This window comes from Mesorhizobium sp. BE184 (assembly GCF_031457045.1).
Classification (GTDB): domain Bacteria; phylum Pseudomonadota; class Alphaproteobacteria; order Rhizobiales; family Rhizobiaceae; genus Mesorhizobium.
Genome location: NZ_JAVDVU010000002.1, coordinates 606,406 through 630,043 on the forward strand (window position 1 = coordinate 606,406; position 23,638 = coordinate 630,043).

Consider the following 23,638-nt stretch of genomic DNA (forward strand, 5'->3'; position numbering starts at 1 on the left):
CGCGCCAATGTGGTTGGCATGGGCAGCGAGTCAATAGCACAGCGATGACAATAAATCACCTGTTGCAGCAAAGCTTCTGCGCCAAAGAAGAAATTGGCCCGGCACTTTCCGTCCCTGCGCCGGCTGTGCCAAAAGACAGCGTGCGAAGGACAGGGCCTCATGGAAACAGCCGAGCCGATCTTTTTCGATGTCGAGGGGACGGCCATCGCGGTTCGGCTGCAGCGCGGCGCGCAACCGGGCGTCGTCTGGCTCGGCGGCTACAAATCCGACATGCGGGGAACCAAGGCCGAAGCGCTGGCTGGCTGGGCAGCCAATCGAGGCGGCGCCTTTCTGCGCCACGATTATTCAGGCCATGGCGAATCGGCCGGCGCATTTAAGGACGGCACAATCTCGAAGTGGCTCGGGCAGAGCCTTGCCGTGTTCCGGAACTACAGCGAGGGCAGGCAGGTGCTGGTGGCGTCGTCGATGGGCGCCTGGATCGCGCTGCGAATGGTGCAGGAGTTGCGCAGGGCCGGCGACGACCGCGTGGCTGGGCTGGTGCTGCTTGCGCCGGCCCCGGATTTCACCGCCGAGCTGGTCGAGCCGGTACTGAACGACGCCCAGCGCAAGGACCTGCTCGAGAAAGGGTATTTCGAGGAACCGTCCGACTATTCGCCAGAGCCTTATATCTACACGCGCGCGCTGATCGAGGATGGCCGCGCCAATCTGGTCATGACCGGCCCGATCGACACGCATTGCCCGGTGCATATCCTGCAGGGGCTCGCCGATGCCGACGTGCCGTCGAGCCATGCGCTCAAACTCGCCAGCCTGATACCGGCGGACGACGTGACGCTGTCGCTGGTGCCGGACGGCGACCACCGGCTGTCGCGCCCGCAGGATCTGGCCCTGCTGGTCAGCGCGGTCGAGGCGATGGTGGAAAGGGCGAGCTAGATCGATGCGCCTCTCCATTCCCATTTCCGCCTTCGTCGCGGCGGTCGTCGGCTTCGGCGGCACGCTTGCCATCATCATCGCCGCGGCGACGGCGGTCGGCGCGACGCAACCGCAGACGGCGAGTTGGGTGACCGCCATCTGCCTCGCCATGGCGGCCGAAAGCCTGTGGTTGTCCTGGCGAACGAGGATGCCGGTGATAACCGCCTGGTCGACGCCGGGCGCGGCGCTGATCGCTGCCTCCAGCGGCTTTACCATGGCTGAGGCGGTCGGCGCCTTCATCGTCACCGCGATCCTTTTGATCGCCACCGGCCTGTTCCGGCCGTTGACCCGGCTGATCGCCAAGATTCCCGCCTCGGTTGCGTCGGGCATGCTCGCCGGCATCGTCGTTACCTTCGCCATCAACGCGGTGAAAGCCGTGCCTGTCGACCCATGGCTGATCCTGCCATTGATCGCCGCTTTCTTCCTGATCCGGCTTTGGAACCCGGCGCTGTCGGTTCTGGCGGTGCTGATCGGCGGCGGCGCAGCGGCCTTGCTGACCGGACGGGTCGGCAGCCTCCCGGCGCCCGAGCTCTCAACACTGGTATTGGTCGCGCCGCAGTTCACCGTCGCTTCGATCGTCGGCCTGGCGCTGCCACTCTATCTTGTGACGATGGCGTCGCAGAACCTGTCGGGCCTCGCCGTGCTTCGCGCCGCCGGCTACAACCCCGAGCCCGGCCCGCTGATCGGCGTCACCGGCTTTTTCTCGCTGATGACCGCCCCGTTCGGCGCATCCACCACCAACCTCGCCGCCATTTCAGCTGCGATCTGCACAGGCCCGGACGTGCATCCCGATCCGGCAGAGCGGTGGAAGACCGGACCGTTCTACGCGCTTGCCTATATTATTTTCGCGATGTTCGGGGCTTCGCTGGTGGCGGTCTTCGCGGTGCTGCCGCAAAGCCTGATCGTGCTGGTCGCGGGTCTGGCTCTGATGGCGCCGCTGGCCAATGCGCTGTCGATTGCCCTCACCGAAGAGCGCGACCGCATGGCTGCGACAACGGCTTTTGCCGTCACCGCCTCCGGCCTGACGCTGGCCGGCGTCGGTTCGGCCTTCTGGGGATTGCTTGCCGGGCTGGCCGTCATCGTTCTCGACCGCATCAAAAAGAGATAATCATTCCAGCCTCTTCTCCGGTTTCGGCGGCGGCCGTCTTGAATCGGGGTTTTGCCGTTACCATCTCGATTCGAGGCAGCCCGGTTGGCTGTTCGTAACGGAAGGAACGGGAGAAAATGAACACTTCTGCATTGATCCGCCCGGCTTGGACGCCGGCGACCATTGCGCTGATGGTGATCGGCTTCATGGTGTTCTGGCCGCTCGGCTTCGCCATGCTGGCCTACATCATCTGGGGCGACCGGCTTGAGGGTTTCAAGCGGGACGTGAATCGCACCACGGACGGCATCTTCGCCGGCTGCCGCCGCGGCGCCGACAAGGCCAGCCGCTGGGGCCATGGCGCCCGCACCGGCAATGTGGCTTTCGACGACTGGCGCGAGAAGGAACTCGAGCGTCTGTCCGAAGAGCGCCGCAAGCTGGATGAGGCGATGGCCGAATTCGACGAGTATGCGCGTGAATTGCGCCGCGCCAAGGACCAGGACGAGTTCGACCGCTTCATGGCCCATCGCAACCACGGCACCGCGCCAGCCCCGACGAACAAGCCCGGCAAGGGGCCGTCAAAGGACAAGGGCACGAACCTGCTCGACGACTGAGCCTGGGTTATCCGGTGTATCGAACGGCGTCGTGAAAGCGACGCCGTTTTTGTTTGCTGATGCTTCTCGCATTCAACCGCTGAAGCGCCGACAGAGGCGTAATGCGTTTCCGCCTGCCTAATCCTCTCGAATCACGTATGTTCTACTTATGTCCTTCGGCTTCTTCCGCGCCCTGAACAAACCAAAACCCGCCCCTGTCGAGGAGCGGGAACATTTTGTTGCGGGCCGCACCCTGCCGCTCAGGATCGTCGAGAACGAACGCGCCAGGCGATTGACGCTGAGGATCGACGCGGGCGGCCAGGGATTGCGCATTACCGTTCCGCCCGGACTGCGCCGGGGTGAGGTCGAAAAATTCCTCGACCGTCATCGAGGCTGGCTGGAACAGCGGCTGGCCAAGGTGCCTGAACGGCCGCAGGTGCGGCCCGGCATCAAGATCCCCGTGCGCGGCGTGCCGCATCTTGTCGTGCACGAGCCAGGCAAGCGCGGCACCGTGATCGTTTCGACGGACGAAGCGGGGCCAATCCTGATCGTCCATGGCGACCGGGTGCATCTGCCGCGGCGCGTCGCCGATTTCCTCAAGCGCGAAGCCAAGCGCGAAATCGAGACGCTGGTAGCCCGGCATACTGAAAGCGTCGGCAAGCGGGCGAAAACAGTGCGCTTCAAGGACACGACGAGCCGCTGGGGGTCATGCACCTCCGACGGCAGCCTTTCCTTCTCCTGGCGCATCATGATGGCGCCGCCGCCTGTAATTAACTACCTCGTCGCGCATGAGGTGGCGCATCTTCAGGAGATGAACCACGGCCCGAAATTCTGGAAGCTCTGCACCGAACTTTGCCCGGACACCAAGCGCTGCAAGGATTGGCTCAAGCGCAATGGCGGCGCGCTGCAGGCGATCCGGTTCGATTAGCTGCCGGCTCGGCTGACTGGCAACCTGCCCTCAGTCGTCATTCGCCGCATTGAGGTTCTCAGGGCGCATTCCCTCGTCCTCCTGCCTTGGCCACGGCAGGAAATCCTTGTCGAAGGCCTCGTTGCCGAAATAGGCGAGCGCGCGATGCGCCTCGGCGCCGTTGTAGGCGGCCTTGTCCATCAGATGAGCGATCACTTCGCACGCCTGCGCCAGCTTCTTCTTCAACCGGGCGGCCGATTGGTCCGTCGTCGATTCGTCCGTCATATGACTTCCTCCCGCCGATAACTATATAGGTAGGTAGCGCCGGCCGCAGGTTCTGCAATCGGAATGCCGGACTTGGGCATGGCGCACTGACGCTTTCCCTCGACTCTTGGGCCTTTTCATGCCAATTCCGCCGCCATGACGATCGACATCAAGATATGCGGATTGAAGACCGAAGAAGGCATCGCCTCGGCGCTTGCCTGCGGGGCGACCCATGTCGGCTTCATCTTTTATCCGCGCAGCCCGCGCGCTGTCGATCCGGCGGCAGCCGGGCGCTTGCGCCAGGCCGCCAAAGGCAAGGCGAAGGCGGTTGCCGTAACCGTCGACCTCAGCGACGCCGAACTCGACGCAATCGTCGCTGGCATGGCGCCCGACATGCTGCAACTGCATGGCGAGGAAACCCCGGAGCGCGTGGCTTATGTGAAGACGCGCTATGGCATTCCGGTCATGAAGGCGTTCTCGGTGCATGAAGCTGCCGATCTCGACATCGTCAGCTCCTACCGGGGTGTTGCCGACCGCTTCATGTTCGACGCCAAACCACTCACCGATCTGCATCTTCCGGGCGGCAACGGCCTGCCGTTCGACTGGCATATCCTGGCCGGCCTGGACCGCGACATCGACTATGTGCTTTCCGGCGGGCTCAATCCCGCCAATGTCGGCGACGCCATCCGCTTCGCAAACCCACCCGGCGTTGACGTATCGTCGGGTGTGGAGAGCAGCCCAGGCGTCAAGGATCCGGCACGCATCGCCGAATTCGTCCGGGCTGTCGCGGCTGCGCGCAAGGCCCGCGCCGCCTGACATGCACCGCAGAAGCATTCCATCGGCGACGGAGAGCGTCTCGCACGCAACGGCAAGTCCGACAAAGACAAGTTAGGAGATCGGCGATGAACAAGCCGGCGATGCCAAATTCCTTCCGCACCGGGCCCGACGAACAGGGCATGTTCGGCATTTTCGGCGGCCGCTTCGTCGCCGAGACGCTGATGCCGCTTATCCTTGAGCTGGAGCGCCACTGGAACGAGGCCAAGGACGATCCGGAATTCAAGGCGGAGCTGCAGAACCTCTCGACCCACTATGCCGGGCGACCCTCAAAGCTTTATTTCGCTGAAGGGCTGACGCGGCATCTGCGCGAGACGGCCGCCGCCAAAGGTGGGCACGGCGGCGCGAAAATCTATTTCAAGCGCGAAGACTTGAACCACACCGGTTCGCACAAGATCAACAATTGCCTCGGTCAGATCCTGCTGGCCAAGCGCATGGGCAAGACGCGCATCATCGCCGAGACCGGCGCCGGCCAGCACGGCGTCGCCTCGGCCACGGTCGCCGCCCGCTTCGGCTACCCCTGTGTGGTCTATATGGGCGCGACCGATGTCGAACGGCAGAAGCCGAATGTCTTCCGCATGAAGCTGCTCGGCGCCGAGGTGAAGCCGGTCAGCGCAGGCCACGGCACGCTGAAGGACGCGATGAACGAAGCGCTTCGCGATTGGGTCACCAATGTCGAGGACACCTATTATCTGATCGGCACCGCCGCCGGGCCGCACCCCTATCCGGAACTGGTGCGCGATTTCCAGTCGGTGATCGGCACCGAGGCGCGGGCGCAAATTCTCGAGCAGGAAGGCCGCCTGCCCGACGCCATCATCGCCGCCGTCGGCGGCGGCTCGAACGCCATCGGCCTGTTCCACCCCTTCCTCGACGACACGGACGTGCGCATTGTCGGCATCGAGGCCGGCGGTCGCGGGCTGGAGGGCGACGAGCATTGCGCCTCGATGAACGCCGGCAAGCCGGGCGTTCTGCACGGCAACCGCACCTATCTGCTGCAGAACGAGGATGGCCAGATCCTCGACGGCCATTCCATCTCAGCCGGCCTCGACTATCCCGGCGTCGGCCCGGAACATTCATGGCTGCGCGACAGCGGCCGCGTCGAATATGTGCCGATCCTGGATGACGAGGCGCTCGACGCCTTCCAGCTTACCACCAAGGTGGAGGGCATCATCCCGGCGCTGGAATCGGCTCACGCCATCGCACAGGCGGTCAAGCTTGCGCCGACCATGGACCAGGACAAGATCATCATCGTCAATTTGTCCGGCCGCGGCGACAAGGACGTGCATACGGTGGCGCAGATGATGGGCATGGAGATCTGACGGTGACCGATACCCGCATCGACCGCCGCATGGCGAAGCTCAAGGCCGAAGGCCGCCCGGCGCTCGTCACCTACTTCATGAGTGGCGACCCCGATTACGACACCTCGCTGTCGATCATGAAGGCGCTGCCGAAAGCCGGCGCGGACGTTATCGAGATGGGCATGCCCTTCTCGGACCCGATGGCCGATGGCCCGGCGATCCAGGCCGCCGGCCTGCGCGCGCTGAAGGGCGGGCAGACGCTCAAGAAGACGCTGGCCATGGCGGCGGAATTCCGCAAGGGCGACGACGAGACGCCAATCGTCATGATGGGGTACTACAACCCGATCTACATCTATGGGGTAGATCGCTTCCTCGCCGACGCCAAGGTTTCCGGCATCGACGGGCTGATCATCGTCGACCTGCCGCCGGAAATGGACGACGAGCTGTGCGTGCCGGCCTTGAAAGCCGGCGTCAACTTCATCCGCCTCGCAACACCGACGACCGACGACAAGCGGCTGCCCAAGGTGCTACAGAACACCTCCGGCTTCGTCTACTACGTGTCGATGACCGGCATTACCGGTTCAGCGCTGGCGGATACGACCAAGGTTGCCGCTGCCGTCAAGCGCATCAAGGGCCATACGGATTTGCCGGTATGCGTCGGCTTCGGCGTCAAGACGGCGGAGCAGGCGCGCGTTATCGGCGCCTCGGCGGACGGTGTCGTCGTTGGCACGGCGATCGTCAATGCGGTCGCCAATGTGCTCGGCCCGAAGGGCGAGAAGACCGCCGACCCAGCGGAAGCCGTGGCAACGCTGGTCAACGGCCTGTCACAAGGCGTTCGCACCGCCCGCCTTGCTGCCGCCGAATAGTTTTCCTACCTCTTTGCCAGGACAGGAGCCAAAGTCATGAACTGGATCACCAATTACGTCCGCCCGAAGATCAACTCGATGCTCGGCCGGCGGGATATGCCGGAAAACCTCTGGATCAAGGATCCGGAGAGCGGCGAGATGGTCTTCCACAAGGATTTGGAGAGCAACCAGTTCGTCATCCCGGCATCCGGCCATCACATGAAGATTTCGGCCAAGGAACGGCTGCGCTTCTTTTTCGACGATGGCAAATACGAGCAGCTCGAAAACCCCAAGGTGGTGCTCGACCCGCTCAAGTTCCGCGACGAAAAGCGCTATACGGACAGGCTCAAGGACGCCAAGGCCAAGACCAATCTCGAAGACGCCATCGTCAACGGGGCGGGTACGATCGAGGGCCTGCCCATCATTGCCACCGTGCAGGATTTCGCCTTCATGGGCGGGTCGCTTGGCATGGCCGCCGGCGAGGCGATCGTGCATGGGTTCGATACGGCGTTGAAGCGCAAACGTCCGCTGGTGCTGTTTGCCGCTTCGGGTGGTGCCCGCATGCAGGAGGGCATTCTGTCGCTGATGCAGTTGCCGCGCACGACGGTGGGCGTCGACCGGCTGAAGGAAGCCGGGCTGCCTTATATCGTGGTGCTGACCAATCCGACCACCGGCGGCGTTACCGCCTCCTACGCCATGCTGGGCGATGTCCATATCGCCGAGCCGGGTGCGTTGATCGGCTTCGCCGGCCCGCGCGTGATCGAGCAGACGATCCGCGAAAAACTGCCGGAGGGTTTCCAGCGGTCAGAATATCTGATGGAGCACGGCATGATCGATATGGTCGTGTCCCGGCTCGAGATGAAGAAGACCGTCGCCAATCTGCTGAAGCTTCTGATGAAAGTGCCGGTCGAAGAGAAACCGCTCCAACCCGAAATCCTGCCGCCGGCCGTGGCGGTTCCGGAAGCACGGCCGCAGGCCTGAGATTGGGGCATTCCTCACCCGGTTTCCGGGTGAGGACCGACATCCACGATTGAACGGCATTCCATGACCACGCTCTCCGCCGACCGTGAAATCGAACGCCTGATGGCGTTGCACCCGAAGGGGTTCGATCTTTCGCTCGACCGCATCTCGCGGCTGCTCGAAAGGCTGGGAAATCCGCAAGACCGGCTGCCGCCTGTCATCCACATCGCCGGCACCAATGGCAAAGGCTCCTGCGCCGCGTTCGCGCGCGCGCTGCTGGAGGCGGCGGGCCTTACCGTCCACGTCCATACGTCGCCGCATCTGGTGCACTGGCATGAGCGCTACCGGCTGGCGGCGCCGGGCGGTGGCAAGCTGGTGGAAGACAGGGTCTTCGCCGAAGCAATCGCGCGGGTCGCCAAGGCCAACAATGGCGAGACCATCACTGTCTTCGAGGTGCTGACCGCCGTCACCTTCATCCTGTTTTCCGAGCATCCCGCCGATGCGGCGATCATCGAGGTCGGTCTCGGCGGGCGTTTCGACGCCACCAATGTCGTCTGCCAGCCCGCCGTCTCGGTCATCATGCCGGTCTCGCTCGACCACGAAGCCTATCTCGGCGACCGCGTTGAACTGATCGCCGCCGAAAAGGCGGGGATCATGAAGCCGGGATCGCCGGTGGTGATCGGCGCGCAGGAAAGCGAAACCGCGCTGGAGGTTCTGATCGAGACCGCCAAGCGCCTCGGCTGTCCGCTGACGGTCTACAGCCAGGATTTCCTCGCCTATGGCGAGAACGGCCGCATGGTTTACCAGGATGAGGACGGCTTGATGGACCTCACGCCGCCCCGCCTTCCCGGTCGCCATCAGTTTACCAACGCCGCAGCCGCCATCGCCACCATCAAGGCAGCAGGTTTCGACTTGACCGAGCGCGCCGTTGAAAAGGCGATGACGACTGTTTCATGGCCGGGACGGATGCAGAAGCTGACGCAGGGACGGCTGGTGGACATGGCGCCGGCGGGTTCCGAGATCTGGCTCGACGGCGGTCACAATCCGGGCGCCGGAATCGTCGTGGCCGAAGCGCTGGCCGAGCAGGAAGAAAAAAGCCCGCGGCCGCTGTTCATGATCTGCGGCATGATCAACACCAAGGACCAGACCGGCTATTTCAGCGCGTTCAAGGGGCTGGCCCGGCATGTCTACACGGTGCCGGTTTCGACCAGCGACGCCGGCGTGCCGAACGACGAACTTGCCATTCGTGCGGTAGAGGCAGGCCTGTCGGCGGAACCAGTCAGCTCCGTCGGCGAGGCCTTGATGCTGCTCGCCGAAATCTGGCACGAGCCGGAAAAGCCACCCCGCATCCTGATCAGCGGATCGCTCTATCTTGCCGGCGCGGTTCTGGCCGAAAACGGCACCCCGCCGACTTGATATGCCGGCGCAAAAAAGCCCGGCTCAAGGCCGGGCTTATTTTTTGCAAAAATCGGATATCGATCAGGCGACGGCGCCATTGATCCAGTGCGACAGCGCGGTCTTCGGCGCAGCGCCGACCTTCATGTCGGCGACTTCTCCGCCCTTGAAGATCATCAGGGTGGGGATCGAACGCACACCGAACTGCGCCGCCAGTTCCGGGTTCTCGTCAATGTTGAGCTTGGCGACCTTGATCTTCTCGCCGAGTTCGGCAGCGATGTCCTCAAGCGCCGGTGCGATCATCTTGCACGGCGTGCACCATTCGGCCCAGAAATCAACGACGACCGGCTGCTTGGCGTCGAGCACGTCAGCCTGGAAATTGCTCTTGTCGACCTTCACGGTGGCCATCGGTGGAATCCTTTCGAGTTAACGCGTCGCACCAAATGTGGTGGCTATCGCGTCTTTGTTCAAGCATTTCTTGTGTCACGATGCGGTGAGTCGGGCAAGCGCGGCATCCATGGCCGCAGCCGGCAATTCGATCAGGCGGGGCGCTTCGGTGAAAAGCAGCGCGGCGGCGATTTCCTTGCCGGGATAGATCGGCCGCAGCAAAGCGCGATAGAGGGCAAGCTGCAGGACATAGGCCGGGGGCACAGTGTCGAGGCCTGCCGGTGGCGAGCGGTCGGTTTTGAAATCGACGATCCACACCGTTTGCCCAGTCACCGCCAGGCGGTCGATCTTGCCGGAAACGGCGCGCGGCTTGCCCCTCACATCGATGGTGCCGGCTATCGTCACCTCGGCGCGGGAGCTTTCAGAAAACAGCGGCGCGAAACGCGGCTCTTCGAGGATCGAAGCGACCGCGGCCCGCGCCTTGAGCCGATCTGTCTCACTCCAGCCCACTCCGGCCCTGGCGAGATAGCGGGCAGCAGCCGCGTGCCGCTCCGCCGCTGCGATACCGGGCAGCATCTGCAGCAGCTTGTGCATCGCCAGACCGCGCTGGATGGCGAAAGCGGGTTCCGCCTTGAAGTCCAACACGGGGGAACTGTTGTCCGTTGCCGGCTCCCTGGCCGCGTCGATCAGCGCCGAAGCACCCGACGGCGACAAAGGCCGCGGCAAGTCGTCATCGGGTGGCAGCGCATCGAACAGGCTTTGCGGAAGTCGCCCGAAATCCGCCGGCGGGCGTTCGCTTTGCTCGTCGCCCTTCAGGGGCGGCAGGTCCGTTACACGGAAGCGCAAGACCGGGTCTCCGGTTACAGGATGCGGCTGTTCGCGGCTATGCGGCGCGGAAGACAGGGCGCGGCTCACAATAGAATGCCAGGTGCCGAGAGAAGGGGTACGCTTGCCGTGATAACCACAGACGATGAGCCTATCTTCGGCGCGGGTCATGCCGACATAGAGCAGACGGCGATACTCGTCGTCGGCGAGGTCGCGCGCTTGCGTCGAGACTTGCCGCGAGAAGTCGTTGGCAACATCGCCCGCAGCCCGCCACAGATAACCCTTGCCGCGCCATGAGCCGTCCGGGTGCGAAAACGGTATGAGCCGGGGAAGGTGCTGGTCGCTGAATGGCGCGGAGCCGCCATCGACGAGGAACACGACCGGCGCTTCCAGCCCCTTGGCAGCGTGGACGGTCATGACGCGCACCTCGTCGCGCGTCTGGTCCATTTCGCGCTTGATCTCCGGTCCGGCGCTTTCCAGCGTCGACAGGAATGTCTCGAGGCCGGGCATGCCGGTGCGTTCCTCGGCCAGAGCGAAGTTCAGGAACTCGTCCAGTATGTCGCCGGCCTCGGGTCCCAGCCGGGCCATCATCCGTTTGCGGACACCGTCGCGCGCCAGCAGCCCGGCATAGAACTCGAACACCGGCTTGAAAGCAGCCTCGTTGCTCCATTCGTCCAGCTTCTCGGCGGTCTCCGCCAAGACCTTGTCGGTGCGCGCCTTCTCGCGCAGGGACATGATGAGCGAAACGCCGGGTCCGCGCCCGGCGGCAAGGGCATACAGCCGGTCCTCGGAGATGTCGAAGATCGGCGACCGCAACACGGCGGCGAGCGATAGATCATCCTCTGGCTGAATGAGGAAGCGGCCGAGCGCGATCATATCCTGAACCGCGATATGGCCGGGCAGGCTGAGCCTGTCGGCGCCGGCCACCGGTATGCCCTTGTCCTTCAGGCTCTTCGACAGCGCGTGGACGAAACGGCCGCGCTTGCGCACCAGAACGACGACGTCGCCCGCCTTCAGCCTGCGCCCCTGTCCTTCGATGATTTCGCCGCTGTCCAGCCATCCCTTGATGGTGGCGGCGATATGCTCGGCGACGCGGACGGCCGGCGCGCCGAGATGGTTGACCGGCAAGGTCCAGTCGTCAGGCTCCTCGACCGCCGCGGCGCCGAGCGATGGCCAGACCTCGACATAACCCGGTGCGTCGTGACGTATCGGCTTGTGAACGAGGGGATCGGGATCGTGGCTGATGCCGCGGCGTGTCTCAGGATCGGCGAAGACACGATCGACGGCGGCGAGGACATCGCCGGTCGAGCGGAAGGACCATTTCAGCTTGAGGTTGGCGAAAGCGGCGTTGCCGTTCCTGATCCGGGCGGCGAACAGATTGCGGCTTTCCTCGAAGGAATCGGGCGCGGCGCCCTGGAACGAATAGATCGACTGTTTTTCGTCGCCGACGGCGAAGATAGTGCGCAGCACGTTGTCGCGCGCGCCGGAGCCGGCAAAGAATTCCTCGGCCAGTTTGCGCACCACGTCCCATTGCTCGGGGCTGGTGTCCTGCGCCTCGTCGAGGAGGATGTGGTCGATTCCCTGATCGAGCTTGTACTGCACCCAGGGGCCCGCATCGGCACGCGACAGGAGATTGACCGTGCGCACGATCAAATCGTTGAAATCAAGGAAGCCCCGGCCGTGCTTGAGCTGCTCGTAGCGGGCGATCAGCCAGTCGGCGATGGTCAGCGCGGCGCGCGTGCCTTCCAGCATCCGGAAAAGAGCCAGCCGGTCCGATACGTCCGCAATGGCTGCGGTCGCATCCAGATAGCGCGCCGGCAGGTCGGACATCTGACCGCACAGCGCCTTGCTGAACAGCCAGTCCGGTTTGTAGGCCTCGCCCTTCTCGCTCAGGAACGCCTTCTTGAGAAGAGTGAGTCGGCGAACAGGCTCGGTCTCCCAAAAGGCCTGCTGGGCGTCGCCGACCAGATAGTCCTGCGCTCTGTTGGCGCTCAGACGACGGGCGGCCACCGCCAGCGTTTCGAGATAGGCGGGCGAAAAGCTTGGCAGCGGCCAGACCGCGGAGGCGATGTCCACCGCCGTCTCGTCATTGCGGAAACCAAACGCTTCGAAAAGGGCTGCGAAACGCGAACCGTCGCCGCCGATTGCGGCGATGAATTCGCGCAGTCCGTCGCGCTTGCGCAGGATTTCAAAGAGAAGCGCATCGAGACCGGCCTCGCCCCCGCGCTCCAGGACGGTGGCGAAGGCATCGGCGAGGTCTCTGTTGTCCTCGCCACCGGCGCCCGAGATCATGTCGCGCCGGGCAGCGGCAAACAGCATCGCCTCCATCTGCGTGTCCAGCAGCTGGAAGTGCGCGGTGATGTTCGCCTCCAACGGAAACTGGTGCAGCACCGATTCGCAGAAGGCATGGATGGTCTGGATCTTCAGCCCCCCGGGCGTTTCCAACGCCTCGGCAAACAGCCGACGCGCCCGGCGCATACCATCGCCATCCGGACGCCGGCCATCGAGCGCCGCGACCTTGTCGGCCAGTTCCTCATCGCCGAGCACGGTCCAGTCCGACAGCGTGGTGAAGACGCGGTTCGACATATTGGCAGCCGCTGCGCGCGTATAGGTCAGGCAGAGGATTTTCGATGGGTCGGTGCCGCGCAGGAGTAGCCGGATAACGCGGTTCGCCAAGACATGGGTCTTGCCCGAGCCGGCATTGGCCGAAACCCAGGCCGAATTGAGCGGGTCGGAAGCGCTCGCCTGGTTCGACGCCGTCTCGGAGGGTATGGGGTAGGCGCGCTTCATTCGTCGTCTCCGTCGGCGTCGTCGCCGCCGGCCGACCATTCCAACACACGCGCGAGATGGTCGTAGTCGCCATCGGCTTCGCCCTCGCGAAAGGGCAAGGCCCGCGACAGATAGCCGACCTCGGGATTGCGATAATGAAGAAGAAGCTTTTCCAGCCGGACCCAGGCTTCTTCCGCGAGTTCGGCGGCGCTGCGGGGCTTGTTCCTGTATTCCAGGATCGATTCTTCGAATACCTCGCCGTTCGGCTTCAGCCGCACGAAGGCCAACTGCGACGGCTCGCGCGCGCCCAGCGCCGTGAACGCACCGCGCTTCAGCAAGGCGCCTTCGAGCGCCAGTTGCGGCGCCAGCAGCGTGTGCGCCTGCGCCTTGGAGGGTGACGATCCTGTCTTGTAGTCGAGGATATCGGCCATGCCGCCTGCCAGAAGATCGATGCGGTCGGCATAGCCGGAAAGCGAGACGCCGGACTCGCCGACCACCGTTTTCTGTGCGCGTTCCTCGGCGGAGCGGCGCGTGACGCCCTGCGGCCGTTCCTGCTCCCAGTTGATGATGTTGCCGGCAAGCATGGCAAAGCGCGGCCACCAAACCGCCTCGACGTCCGGCGGCAGCTCGGCTTCGGCAAAACAGGCGCGGCCGGCAGCGAGCAATTGCTCCAGCGCGTCGGGTGCCGCGGGATCAGGTACGGCCGTTGAGAAGCGATGCAGGATGGCATGGAAGAGCGTGCCGCGCTCGGCCGCGCCCGGATCGCGGATCAGCGGGTCGAGCGGCGAAAGGGCCAGAACCTTGCGGGCATAGATGGCGTAGGGATCGCGGCGCAGGGTTTCGATCTCGGTAACGGAGAAGTGGTCGGGCCGGGCGGAAACCGGCGGCTTCGGCTGCGGCCAGGGCGCAAAGTCCGTGCGTTCGCCAGCATCCAACCCGCGCGCCCAGGCAAGCAGTTTCTCGCCCCTGCCGCGCAACTCGTCCGCCTGTTGCTTGCCGACGAAGGTCAGCAGGCGCTGCAGCCAGCGCGAGGGAACGGCGGGTGCGTCGCCGGCGCGTGCCGAGCGCGCCAGCACCACCTCGGGAATCCCCATCGCCATCTGGAAATCATGGGCGGCCAAGCCGATGCGGCGTTCCGGCGGTTCGAGGTCGATGCCGGTCTTCATCAGCCGGGACATGAAGCGGTCGCTCTCGGGCTTGCGCGGCCACACGCCCTCGTTCAGGCCGCCGATCACCAGCGTATCGACGCTTTGCAGCCGCGCCTCCAGCGCGCCCCAGATGGCGACGGATCGATCGGCCCCGCGGGCAGGCTTGACGACTTCCGGCGCGATCAAGGCCGCCATGACATCCGGCCATTCGTCTGGCTTTACGGCAAACGGAGCGTCGGCAGCGACGAGCTGGCGCAGCACCTCAGCGAGCTTGTCACCGGCATCGCCGGCATAGAGGCTGGCGAGACTGCCGTCCGCGTCGCGTCCCAGATTTTCCAGCGTGACGACGCTGCAACGGACCAGTTCAGCGATGCCGGTTTCCGCCTTGGCGCGCAGCGCGGTGAGCGGAAGAACCGCAGCGATCAGGCGTCGGAGCAGATCGCGCGCTTCCTCGATCCGCCGTGTCGACAGGCGCGGCATCCAGAAGGGCGGGCGGCTTGCCTCGTCGCGCAGGCGCAGCAGCCGGGCCTCGAACAGCTCGGGCAGGGACACTATGTCCGGACGGCCGGTGCCGCCACGCAGCGCCACCAGTTCGACGATCTCGGACGCGTGGCGGATCAGGGATCGGTCCAGGGACAGCGCAAGCAGCGGATGTTTGATGAGCGCGAGCAGAACGACCGGATCGCCGGGCCGCAGCGCCGCTTCCAGGATGAGCCGGAGCAGACCGGCTGTCGGCGCGTCGGCAAGCGGCGTACCGCCGGAATCGTCTGCAACGATGCCGAAGCGCAGCAGCTCGGCGCAGACCCGGCGCGCCAGCGCCCTGTCGCCCGTGACCAGCGCCGCGCGCCTTCCAGGCTGCCCGACAGCGCGCCGGAGCGCAATGGCGACGGCCGCAGCCTCGTCGCGCTCATTGGCGGCTTCGACAAGCGTCACGCCGGACAGCGCCGCATCGATATCGGCGTCGCTGAAACGGCTGCGCGTCTGCGCCCACAGATCGGTTGTCTCGGCAGGCCGGAGCGCCTCCGAAAGCAGCGCGGCGCGCTGCGACAGGGCAGAAGACGGGACTCCCACTTCCTCCACATCCTGGCGCAGGATCCCCATCTTGCCGATGAGTTTCGCCAACCCGTATTGCGGATGGCCAAGCAAAGCCGGCTTGGCGCCGGGTGCGGTGATCGCAGCAAAAGAGATATCGTCCGTCGCCTGATCCAATCCCGGCAGGACCACGGCGCCACGGGGCAAACCAGAGATCGCAGCCAGCAATTCGGCCGTCGCTGGTATCGAGCCGGTCGAGCCGGCGGCGATGACCGGGCCTTTCGGCGGATTCCGTTTCAGTCGCGCGGCTTCCATGCGGATGAGGGCGCTGCGATGCGCAGCGGGATTGGAGCGGTCGCGTTCGTCGAGTATTTGCGGCCAGAACTCGGTGACGATCTTGAGAAAGTCGAGCGTCACCTGCCACCAGCCGGCGAGATTGCCGTCGACCAGGCCGGCGAGCCTGGCCCAGTCCGACCCCTCCATCTCAACCTCGTCCATAAGCTGGGCGAGATCGCGCGCCAGCCAGATGGCGTCGGCAGCGGAGGCCGGGACCGTCACTTCCTCGTCGAACCGCGCGGCGACTTCCGCCGGCAGCCGGCTTTTCCAGAGCCGCACCAGCGGCGCCAGCAGCAGCAGTCTTTCGACCGATGCCATGGGCGGCGCAAGGTTGATGGCCGCTGCCTCTTCCGACTCCACGGTTTCGAAAGCGGCCTCATCCTCGTCGAACTCGCCGAGCGGCCGTATGACCGGCAGGATGGCGGAGTTGCCGCCGAGGACTTCGGTGAAGATGGCGCGCAGGGTGCGGGCGGCGCGCCGCGTCGGCACGTAGATCGTGGCGTCGGCCAAGGCCAGCGGATCGCCGTCATAGCGGAAATCCGGCACCAGCCGGCCCGACAGCAGCGCCTCGGCCAGCGTCGACAGGAAAGAGACACCGGGCGGGATCGAGAAAACGCGAGGCGATGACCCTGGGTCCATGGCGCTCATCGCGCCTTGCCGCGCGCCCGTTCCACCGCCGCTTCCGCCGGCGCCATCGCCTCTGGCGTGCCGACCGTGATCCAGTGACCCTGCATCGGCATTCCGAACAGGCGGCCCGCCGCAATGGCTTCGTCGAAATGGCCGTTGAGGGACGACGGCCCTGCCGTTGCGCCAGCGAAAATGCGGGGGTGGACGATGGCCGCACCCGCATAGATCAGACCCGACGGATCGCCGTTGGCGCGGCGAAGCGCACCGTCCGGCGCAACCAGGAAATCGGTGCCGCCGCTATGGCCGGTGGCGGTATGGAGATGCGAAAGCATCAGCAGAATATCCATGCTCGCCTCGTCCCATTCAAGGGCAAGGCGTTGCAAATTGGATTCACCCCCGTCCATCCAGAACGTATCGGCGTTGACGACGAAGAACGGCTCCGCTCCCAGTTCGGGCAAAGCCTTAACGATGCCACCGGCGGAATCGAGGAGGCCCGTGCTTTCGTCGGATATGACGATGCGCGGTGTCTTGCGGTCCGCTACATGGTCGATGATCTGCTGCGGAAAATAATGGACGTTGACGACAGCCTTTGTCACGCCGGCAGCGGCGAGGCTATCGAGGCTCCAATCGAGCAGCGCCTTGCCGGCAATCTTGACCAGCGGCTTCGGCATCGTGTCGGTGATCGGCCGCATGCGTTTCCCCAGACCGGCGGCAAGAACCATGGCTGTTCCGGGGATGCTTCGACCGCTCACAACGCTCTTTCCTCAAGGATGCCGTTCTCGGCATAGAGGCGGTTCAGCCCCGCCAGAGATGGATGTCCCAGCGCGCGCCGCAGATAGTCGCGGATGCGCGGCAGATGCCTCAGATAAGCCGGCTTGCCGTCCCGACGATCCAGCCGCACGAAGATACCGAGAATCTTCGAATTCCGCTGCGCCGCCATGATCGCATAGGATTCGCGAAACGCGCCTTCGTCAAAAGCGCCCGCGGCGCGGCGCGCCGCTTCATAAGCGTCGAGCGTCGATTGCTCGATCTCCATAGGCACCGTGACGCGCGCATCCATGGCCAGCGAGGCGACATCGTAGGCGGCAGGGCCGATGAGCGCGTCCTGGAAGTCAACGATGCCAAGGCGGTCATGTCCCCGCCGTACGCCGCGCCAGATGATGTTCGGCGAATGGAAATCCCGCAGCATCAGCGTGTATTCGGCGTCAGCGAGCCGGTCGAACAGTCCCTGCCATTCGCGCTCGAAATCACCCCGCAGTCGCTCGGATGCGGCATCGCCAGTGACGGCGGGCACATACCAGTCCAGCAGCAGACTCGCCTCGATCATCATGGCGTCATGGTCGAAGGGCGGCACGTGATGGACGACGCCCGGGGCTGCTTCCATGGCGTCAGGCCAGCGACGGCCATGCATCGCCGCGAGAAGTTCGGCGGCGGCGGCATAGCGTTCGGCGACGGGGCTTCCCGCCTCGTCCAGAAAGTTGCCCGATCCCAGGTTTTCAAGCAGCAGAAAGCCCGCGTCGAGGTCCCGCGCATAAATTTCCGGAACACTGACGCCACCCTCCAGCAAGGCGCGATCGATGGCGACGAAGGCGCCCACCGTCTGCGCCGTATGGGCGATCTCGGCATAGGGCCTGCCACCGCGCACGGGAGGACCGAGCACCAGCGGCGGCGAGTTCATCAGCACGCGCGGCGCTTCGCCTTCCAACGAGACCATCTCATAGGAACGCGCGGAGGCATCGCCGGTCAAATGGCGGCGGAGGGCTTCTCCCCAACCGGCAGACCCGAGAAAATCGCGCATGGCCAGCGAGCGCTTCACCCGATCGAAAGCAATCCCGCCGGACATCACCGCCAAGCGACCGTCACCCTTATGGACAAGCTCGACGGTCAGAGTCGGCTGCAGCCTCGATGCGGCGCGCTGCGGCCATTCGACAAGCGCCGCGCCCTCGGCCAGCGCGTCGTCGAGGCCGAGCTCGTCCAGTTCAGCCGCCGAGCCTAGCCGGTAGAGATCCAAGTGGTGAATGGGAACGCGCGTCTCGTAGCTTTGGACAAGCGTGAAGGTCGGGCTCGGGACATCGAGGGCGGAATCGTCGGCAAGCGCGCGGATCAGGGCACGGGCAAGCGTCGATTTGCCAGCGCCGAGATCACCCTGAAGCGCAAACACATCGCCCGGACGCAGGGCCATGGCGAGGTCCTCGCCCAGCCTGGCCGTCGCCGCATCATCGGCGAGAAAGCGTTCCATGCCCTCGTCAGCCATGGGCAGCGCTACTCGGCGGCTTCGCGGATGCCCGACGGCGCATCAGGGAAAGTGCAGACTACGGTGGTGCCGCGATTCTCGCCGGTCTCGATGCGGACGGAGCCGCCGTGAAGCTCGACGAAGCTCTTGACGATGGACAGGCCCAAACCAGCGCCGCGGCGGCGTCCGCCGTTGACCCTCGGCTCGAAGCGCCGGAAGACCGTTTCCAGAACGTCGGGCGGCATTCCCGGCCCGTCGTCATGGACGGAGAACTCGACGCCGGCGCCGGACTGGCGGCAGGCAAGAGTCACCGTGCTGGCCTCTGGCGCATAGTTCACCGCATTGCTGAGCAGATTGTAGAGGATTTGGCGGATGCGGATTTCATCGCCATGGAAACTTTTCGGGGCAGCTGCCGCTTCGATCTTCAGCGATATTTTGTGCTCTTCCAGCCGGTCGGCGACAAGGTCAGCCGCCGCGGCGATGGTGCGGTCTATCTGCACCTCGGAGATATCGAGCTGCATGATACCGGCATCGACGGTGGCAAGGTCCAGAATGTCGTTGACGATGGTGAGCAGCACCGACGACGACGAGCCGATATGCTCGACATATTCGCGCTGCCTGGTGCTCAGCGGACCGGTGCCCGGCAGTGAAAGCAGTTCGGTGAAGCCGATGATGTTGGTGAGCGGCGACCGCAGTTCGTATGACACGTGCTGCACGAACTCGTTCTTCAACTGGTCCGACTTCAGCAGCGCTTCGTTCTTGTCCTTCAGCGCCCGCTCGACATTGACGCTGTCGGTCACATCGACAAAGGTGATCATTACCTGCCCGTTGGGGAGGTGGATGACGGCGTAGCGCGAAATGGAGCCGTCGGTCAGCTCGGTCTGGCCGTGACGGTCGCGACGCTCCTCGTCGAAGCCGGTTATGGCGGCGACGAAACCGGCCCAGGGTCCATCCTTGGCGCGCGCGTCGCAGAGATCCCGGATGACCGACACATGCTCGCCGGGCTTCACCTGGTCGGGATCAAGCCGCCACAGAGCGGCAAAGGCCGGGTTCGACAGGCGCAGCCGCCCATCCGGACCGAACACCGCCACCCCTTCCGCCAGGTTGTCCAGCGTCTCCCCCTGCACGCGCACGGCTGTCTGATAGCGGCTTTCCAGGTCGATCTTCTCGGTCAGGTTCTCGAACACCCAGGTAACCCCGCCCTTGGGTTGCGGGTTGGCGATGACACGCACGGTCTTGCCATCCGGCAGATGCCACCAATGCTCCTGCGATTCGACGGCGCGGTAGGCGCTGAGCAGGTTTTCCTTCCAGCGCCGCCATTCCGGCTGTTCTGCGATCTTGCCTTCGGTGCGCAACCTGTCGAGCAGAAGCGCATTGTCGGGCGAGGAGTGCAGGAAGGCGATGTCGAGCGCCCAGAGTTTCTGGAAAGCCTGGTTGAAGAAGCGCAGTTTCGCATCGGCATCGAATATGGCGACTGCCGTATTGAGCTGATCCAGCGTGTCGGCGTGGCTCTGGACGGTGCGCTCATATTCCTCGCGCACCGTCTCGATGGCGCTGACGTCACAGGCCAGCCCGGCCGATCCTTCAGCGGTAGCAACATCGGTGACGGTGAACATCTGGCGGTCGCCGCCGATGACGGTTGGGAGCGTATGCTCGAATACCGGACGGGACCTGTGCTGTTCGGCAATCGCCTCGCGTGCGCTGCTGCCCAAAAACTCCTTGCCTTCGCGGATGACGGCATCCGAATTGTCGGCCTCGACCGCTGCTGCATAGGCGCGATTAACCCATTTCAGCCTTCCATCGGCGGCGCGCACCCAGAACGGCATCTTCAGCGCGTCGAGCAGACCGAGAATCGTTTCCTGGTCCGATGTGAGCCGCTGGTTTTCGACCTTCAGCCTGGCGTGGCTGCGCTGCGTCTCGGAAAGGGAGAGGAAGCGGGCGAAGACATAGGACGCATTTTTGCGACCCTGAATTTCAAGCGGCGCGCCGGCCTGCGTTTCAACCGCCAAGTCGAAAGCGTCGCCTTTCTCGCGCAAGGCCGTCAGCGCATGCTCCAGCGCGGCCGCCGAGCGTGGCATCAGCCAGCGGCCGAAAGCCAGGAAGGCCGAACGGTCTTCCGGCGCTCCGGTCTCGACCGGCAGCGTTCCGATGAGCTCGGTTTTCCGGTTTTCGGTGCTCCACGCAATCACCCGCTGGTCGCGCAGGTTCAAAAGCGCTTCCGAGCGCTGCAAGGCAGCATTCACATCGGCGATACGGGCTCGAAGCTGGACATTCTCCGATGCCGTCCTTGCCCGCTCGCGAATGAGCAGAATGGCCGAGATCAGGGCGGCGCCCATGACGCCCACGAAGACCGCTAGCTGTATGACTTCCACAGTGCTGACAGGAAGTGCTTTCGCGACTTGCTGCGCGTTGGCATCGCCGGCGAAAGAGAAAGCGGCGATGAAAGCCGTGGAACCGGCCAGCAGAGCCCTGAGCCCACGACACAAGGAACCCGCTCCACCAGCCGATAGCGGATTGACGGTCGAATCCTTGTGGCCGCCGGAAGCGGCCTGTCCCGCTTTCAGCGGGTTTTCCCCCGGCATGTCCTGTCCTCTCCGCCGCCTGAATGCAAGACCGCCCGTCGGCCGGTTTCTATCCTCGAATCGAAAGTTCCGCGCCCGAATTGGACACGCAAAGAACGCCCCGATACCAGGAAAGCAGACACGTGACCGGTTCCAGACCGATTCCCCTGCCGGGGCCACGCGCCAGCCGGAAGCTTCGCGAATCAGTTCACAATAACGCCTCGCCGAATCGGCGTGAAGCACCGACGCGCAAAAATGAAGCCGGATGAATTGTCAATTCACCCGGCTTCAACATTTGGTATTCCGCAGCAGCAGAATTAATAGCGATAGTGTTCCGGCTTGAACGGCCCGGTGGTGGTCACGCCGATATAAGCGGCCTGTTCGCCTGAAAGCTCCGTCAGCTTGGCGCCCAGCTTGTCGAGATGCAGACGGGCGACCTTCTCGTCGAGGTGTTTGGGCAGGACATAGACCTGGTTCTGGTACTGGCCCTGCTTGGAATAGAGCTCGATCTGCGCCAGCACCTGATTGGTGAAGGAAGCCGACATGACGAAGCTCGGATGCCCGGTAGCGTTGCCGAGATTGAGCAGGCGACCTTCCGAAAGCAGGATCATGCGCTTGCCGTCCGGGAACGAGATCATGTCGACCTGCGGCTTGACGTTCGTCCATTTCAGATTGCGCAGCGCGACGACCTGGATCTCGTTGTCGAAGTGGCCGATGTTGCCGACGATGACCATGTCCTTCATCGCGCGCATGTGGTCGAGCGTGATGACGTCCTTGTTGCCGGTGGTGGTGATGACGATGTCGGCGGTCGGGGCCGCATCTTCCAGCGTCACGACCTCGAAGCCGTCCATCGCGGCCTGAAGCGCGCAGATCGGATCGACCTCGGTGACCTTGACGCGGGCGCCGGCGCCCTTGAGCGAGGCGGCCGAGCCCTTGCCGACGTCGCCATAGCCGCACACGACCGCGACCTTGCCGGCCATCATGACGTCGGTGCCGCGGCGGATGCCGTCGACCAGCGATTCCTTGCAGCCGTACTTGTTGTCGAATTTCGACTTGGTGACCGAGTCGTTGACGTTGATCGCCGGGAAGGGCAGCAAGCCCTTCTTCTGCAACTGGTAGAGCCTGTTGACGCCGGTGGTGGTTTCCTCGGTGACGCCGCGGATCGCCTCGCGCTGCTTGCTGAAGAAACCGGGGGAGGCCTTCATGCGCTTCTTGATCTGGGCAAAGAGGATTTCCTCCTCCTCGCTGCCCGGGTTCGAAAGAACATCCTCGCCAGCCTCGGCGCGGGCGCCGATCAGGATGTACATGGTGGCGTCGCCCCCATCGTCGAGGATCATGTTGGTGGGCCCACCATCGGCCCACTGGAAGATCTGGTCGGTGTAGGTCCAGTATTCCTCAAGGGTCTCGCCCTTGATCGCGAAGACCGGGATGCCGGCTTCGGCGATGGCGGCGGCCGCGTGATCCTGGGTGGAGAAAATGTTGCAGGACGCCCAGCGAACATCGGCGCCCAGCACCTTGAGCGTTTCGATCAGCACCGCCGTCTGGATCGTCATGTGCAGCGAGCCCGAAATACGCGCGCCCTTCAGCGGCTTCTTGCCGCCGAACTCGTCGCGACAGGCCATGAGGCCCGGCATTTCCGTTTCTGCTATCTCGATTTCCTTGCGACCCCAGGCGGCGAGGGAAATGTCGGCGACCACATAATCTTTGCTCATGGCGAACTCCAGTCGGTTTTCCGATAGACGCGCCCGCGCGGCATGCGCCACAAGGGATCGCGATGTGGCGTCTGACTAGCAGAAGGGCGCACGCTCGACAATGGGATATAAAGAAATCTTTATCCCTGCATGTCCTGGAAAATTAAATTTCCTCGCCAAAGCGGGCGGCGACAAGGTCCTCCAGCGCTTCGAGCGCCTGACGCGCCTCCGGGCCGCTGGCGATGACGCGGATCGAGCAGCCGGGGCTGGCTGCCAGCATCATCAAGCCCATGATGGAGGTGCCTCCGACCTTGACGCCATCCTTCTCGACATCCACCGAGGCCTGGAAGCTGCCGGCAACCTGCACGAACTTTGCGGAAGCGCGCGCATGAAGCCCACGCTGATTGATGATGCGAAACTCGCGGACGATCTCTGTCTTGTCGGAAGCCGTGTCGCTCATTTGCTGGTCAGCAACTGGCTGGCGACATTGATGTACTTGCGGCCGGCCGCCTGCGCCTGCGTCAGCGCCGTGGCCATGTCGTCGCCCTTGCGGATGCTGGAGAGCTTGATCAGCATGGGCAGGTTCATGCCCGCAATCACCTCCGTCTGACCGGACTCCATTACCGAAATCGCCAGATTCGAGGGGGTACCGCCGAACATGTCGGTGAGCACGATCACACCGGCTCCCGTGTTGACCCGCTCAACCGCGCCGACGATGTCGCGGCGGCGCTGCTCCATGTCGTCGTCGGCGCCGATGGCCACGGTTTCGAAATTTTCCTGGGGTCCCACCACGTGCTCGACAGCGTGGCGGAATTCGTTGGCCAACTGACCGTGCGTCACGAGCACGAGTCCGATCATTCTTTGGCGGCTCCCGTCATGG

At 64.3% G+C, this 23,638-nt stretch carries 19 protein-coding genes; 9 read left to right on the plus strand and 10 right to left on the minus strand.

The features are described from left to right. Positions 1–159: 159 nt before the first annotated feature. From J2X35_RS11045 to J2X35_RS11060, 4 genes are all read left to right on the plus strand, one after another. Positions 160–930: an alpha/beta hydrolase gene (locus J2X35_RS11045; protein ID WP_310185300.1), complete on the plus strand. Its 771-nt coding sequence runs from the start codon at positions 160–162 to the stop codon at positions 928–930. Between the two features lie 4 nt (positions 931–934). Then, positions 935–2,077, plus strand: a complete 1,143-nt coding sequence (locus tag J2X35_RS11050) for a benzoate/H(+) symporter BenE family transporter (RefSeq protein ID WP_310185303.1) — start codon at positions 935–937, stop codon at positions 2,075–2,077. 116 nt (positions 2,078–2,193) lie between these two features. Next, positions 2,194–2,667: a DUF2852 domain-containing protein gene (locus tag J2X35_RS11055; protein WP_310185306.1), complete on the plus strand. Its 474-nt coding sequence runs from the start codon at positions 2,194–2,196 to the stop codon at positions 2,665–2,667. 148 nt (positions 2,668–2,815) lie between these two features. Next, positions 2,816–3,574 (plus strand): M48 family metallopeptidase, encoded by a 759-nt coding sequence (locus tag J2X35_RS11060; protein WP_310185307.1) that lies wholly within the window; start codon positions 2,816–2,818, stop codon positions 3,572–3,574. A gap of 30 nt (positions 3,575–3,604) precedes the next feature. Here the strand turns inward: J2X35_RS11060 and J2X35_RS11065 are convergent, their stop codons facing one another. Beyond that, positions 3,605–3,838, minus strand: a complete 234-nt coding sequence (locus J2X35_RS11065; protein WP_310185309.1) for a hypothetical protein — start codon at positions 3,836–3,838, stop codon at positions 3,605–3,607. A gap of 135 nt (positions 3,839–3,973) precedes the next feature. Here J2X35_RS11065 and J2X35_RS11070 point away from each other — a divergent pair, with 135 nt between their 5' ends. The 5 genes from J2X35_RS11070 (at position 3,974) to J2X35_RS11090 (ending at position 9,170) form a co-directional block, all read left to right on the plus strand. Next, entirely contained in the window at positions 3,974–4,633 is a 660-nt protein-coding gene (locus tag J2X35_RS11070; protein ID WP_310185312.1) for a phosphoribosylanthranilate isomerase, read from the plus strand. Positions 4,634–4,719: 86 nt separating this feature from the next. After that, positions 4,720–5,970, plus strand: coding sequence for a tryptophan synthase subunit beta (trpB, locus tag J2X35_RS11075; protein ID WP_310185313.1), 1,251 nt, complete (start codon positions 4,720–4,722; stop codon positions 5,968–5,970). A gap of 29 nt (positions 5,971–5,999) precedes the next feature. Continuing rightward, positions 6,000–6,815: a tryptophan synthase subunit alpha gene (gene trpA / locus J2X35_RS11080; protein WP_310186127.1), complete on the plus strand. Its 816-nt coding sequence runs from the start codon at positions 6,000–6,002 to the stop codon at positions 6,813–6,815. A 36-nt stretch (positions 6,816–6,851) separates the two neighbouring features. Then, the gene (gene accD / locus J2X35_RS11085) at positions 6,852–7,775 is read left to right on the plus strand and encodes an acetyl-CoA carboxylase, carboxyltransferase subunit beta (protein ID WP_310185315.1); all 924 of its coding nucleotides are present in this window, start codon (positions 6,852–6,854) and stop codon (positions 7,773–7,775) included. A gap of 63 nt (positions 7,776–7,838) precedes the next feature. Continuing rightward, positions 7,839–9,170: a folylpolyglutamate synthase/dihydrofolate synthase family protein gene (locus tag J2X35_RS11090; RefSeq protein ID WP_310185316.1), complete on the plus strand. Its 1,332-nt coding sequence runs from the start codon at positions 7,839–7,841 to the stop codon at positions 9,168–9,170. A gap of 63 nt (positions 9,171–9,233) precedes the next feature. Here J2X35_RS11090 and trxA read toward each other — a convergent pair whose 3' ends face one another. The 9 genes from trxA to J2X35_RS11135 form a co-directional block, all read right to left on the minus strand. Beyond that, positions 9,234–9,557: a thioredoxin gene (trxA, locus tag J2X35_RS11095; RefSeq protein ID WP_056113895.1), complete on the minus strand. Its 324-nt coding sequence runs from the start codon at positions 9,555–9,557 to the stop codon at positions 9,234–9,236. A 75-nt stretch (positions 9,558–9,632) separates the two neighbouring features. Next, positions 9,633–13,151, minus strand: a complete 3,519-nt coding sequence (gene addA / locus J2X35_RS11100; protein ID WP_310185317.1) for a double-strand break repair helicase AddA — start codon at positions 13,149–13,151, stop codon at positions 9,633–9,635. Then, positions 13,148–16,285, minus strand: coding sequence for a double-strand break repair protein AddB (gene addB / locus J2X35_RS11105; RefSeq protein ID WP_310186128.1), 3,138 nt, complete (start codon positions 16,283–16,285; stop codon positions 13,148–13,150). Before addB ends, addA begins: the two co-directional genes overlap by 4 nt. Before the next feature lie 5 nt (positions 16,286–16,290). Beyond that, positions 16,291–16,995: a nucleotidyltransferase family protein gene (locus J2X35_RS11110; protein WP_310185319.1), complete on the minus strand. Its 705-nt coding sequence runs from the start codon at positions 16,993–16,995 to the stop codon at positions 16,291–16,293. Positions 16,996–17,021: 26 nt separating this feature from the next. Then, positions 17,022–18,527 (minus strand): tRNA (adenosine(37)-N6)-threonylcarbamoyltransferase complex ATPase subunit type 1 TsaE, encoded by a 1,506-nt coding sequence (gene tsaE / locus J2X35_RS11115; RefSeq protein ID WP_310185320.1) that lies wholly within the window; start codon positions 18,525–18,527, stop codon positions 17,022–17,024. A gap of 8 nt (positions 18,528–18,535) precedes the next feature. Then, positions 18,536–21,088, minus strand: coding sequence for an ATP-binding protein (locus tag J2X35_RS11120; protein WP_310185322.1), 2,553 nt, complete (start codon positions 21,086–21,088; stop codon positions 18,536–18,538). Between the two features lie 296 nt (positions 21,089–21,384). Beyond that, entirely contained in the window at positions 21,385–22,779 is a 1,395-nt protein-coding gene (ahcY, locus tag J2X35_RS11125) for an adenosylhomocysteinase (protein ID WP_056116322.1), read from the minus strand. A 142-nt stretch (positions 22,780–22,921) separates the two neighbouring features. Next, positions 22,922–23,218 carry an HPr family phosphocarrier protein gene (locus tag J2X35_RS11130; protein ID WP_310185324.1) on the minus strand — a complete coding sequence of 99 codons (297 nt, stop codon included), beginning with the start codon at positions 23,216–23,218 and terminating at the stop codon, positions 22,922–22,924. Beyond that, entirely contained in the window at positions 23,215–23,616 is a 402-nt protein-coding gene (locus J2X35_RS11135; protein WP_056113874.1) for a PTS sugar transporter subunit IIA, read from the minus strand. The genes J2X35_RS11130 and J2X35_RS11135 overlap by 4 nt, the downstream gene beginning before the upstream one ends. Positions 23,617–23,638 lie beyond the last annotated feature (22 nt).

Excerpts from the sequence above, each read along its gene's own strand:
- trpA (WP_310186127.1), top strand. The coding sequence starts at position 6,000 with ATGGCGAAGCTCAAGGCCGAAGGCCGCCCGGCGCTCGTCACCTACTTC.
- J2X35_RS11070 (WP_310185312.1), top strand. The coding sequence starts at position 3,974 with ATGACGATCGACATCAAGATATGCGGATTGAAGACCGAAGAAGGCATC.
- J2X35_RS11090 (WP_310185316.1), top strand. The coding sequence starts at position 7,839 with ATGACCACGCTCTCCGCCGACCGTGAAATCGAACGCCTGATGGCGTTG.
- J2X35_RS11120 (WP_310185322.1), bottom strand. The coding sequence starts at position 21,088 with ATGCCGGGGGAAAACCCGCTGAAAGCGGGACAGGCCGCTTCCGGCGGC.
- ahcY (WP_056116322.1), bottom strand. The coding sequence starts at position 22,779 with ATGAGCAAAGATTATGTGGTCGCCGACATTTCCCTCGCCGCCTGGGGT.
- addB (WP_310186128.1), bottom strand. The coding sequence starts at position 16,285 with ATGGACCCAGGGTCATCGCCTCGCGTTTTCTCGATCCCGCCCGGTGTC.
- trxA (WP_056113895.1), bottom strand. The coding sequence starts at position 9,557 with ATGGCCACCGTGAAGGTCGACAAGAGCAATTTCCAGGCTGACGTGCTC.
- J2X35_RS11130 (WP_310185324.1), bottom strand. The coding sequence starts at position 23,218 with ATGAGCGACACGGCTTCCGACAAGACAGAGATCGTCCGCGAGTTTCGC.
- J2X35_RS11050 (WP_310185303.1), top strand. The coding sequence starts at position 935 with ATGCGCCTCTCCATTCCCATTTCCGCCTTCGTCGCGGCGGTCGTCGGC.
- J2X35_RS11045 (WP_310185300.1), top strand. The coding sequence starts at position 160 with ATGGAAACAGCCGAGCCGATCTTTTTCGATGTCGAGGGGACGGCCATC.
- trpB (WP_310185313.1), top strand. The coding sequence starts at position 4,720 with ATGAACAAGCCGGCGATGCCAAATTCCTTCCGCACCGGGCCCGACGAA.
- J2X35_RS11065 (WP_310185309.1), bottom strand. The coding sequence starts at position 3,838 with ATGACGGACGAATCGACGACGGACCAATCGGCCGCCCGGTTGAAGAAG.
- J2X35_RS11060 (WP_310185307.1), top strand. The coding sequence starts at position 2,816 with ATGTCCTTCGGCTTCTTCCGCGCCCTGAACAAACCAAAACCCGCCCCT.
- J2X35_RS11055 (WP_310185306.1), top strand. The coding sequence starts at position 2,194 with ATGAACACTTCTGCATTGATCCGCCCGGCTTGGACGCCGGCGACCATT.
- J2X35_RS11135 (WP_056113874.1), bottom strand. The coding sequence starts at position 23,616 with ATGATCGGACTCGTGCTCGTGACGCACGGTCAGTTGGCCAACGAATTC.
- addA (WP_310185317.1), bottom strand. The coding sequence starts at position 13,151 with ATGAAGCGCGCCTACCCCATACCCTCCGAGACGGCGTCGAACCAGGCG.
- accD (WP_310185315.1), top strand. The coding sequence starts at position 6,852 with ATGAACTGGATCACCAATTACGTCCGCCCGAAGATCAACTCGATGCTC.
- J2X35_RS11110 (WP_310185319.1), bottom strand. The coding sequence starts at position 16,995 with ATGGTTCTTGCCGCCGGTCTGGGGAAACGCATGCGGCCGATCACCGAC.
- tsaE (WP_310185320.1), bottom strand. The coding sequence starts at position 18,527 with ATGGCTGACGAGGGCATGGAACGCTTTCTCGCCGATGATGCGGCGACG.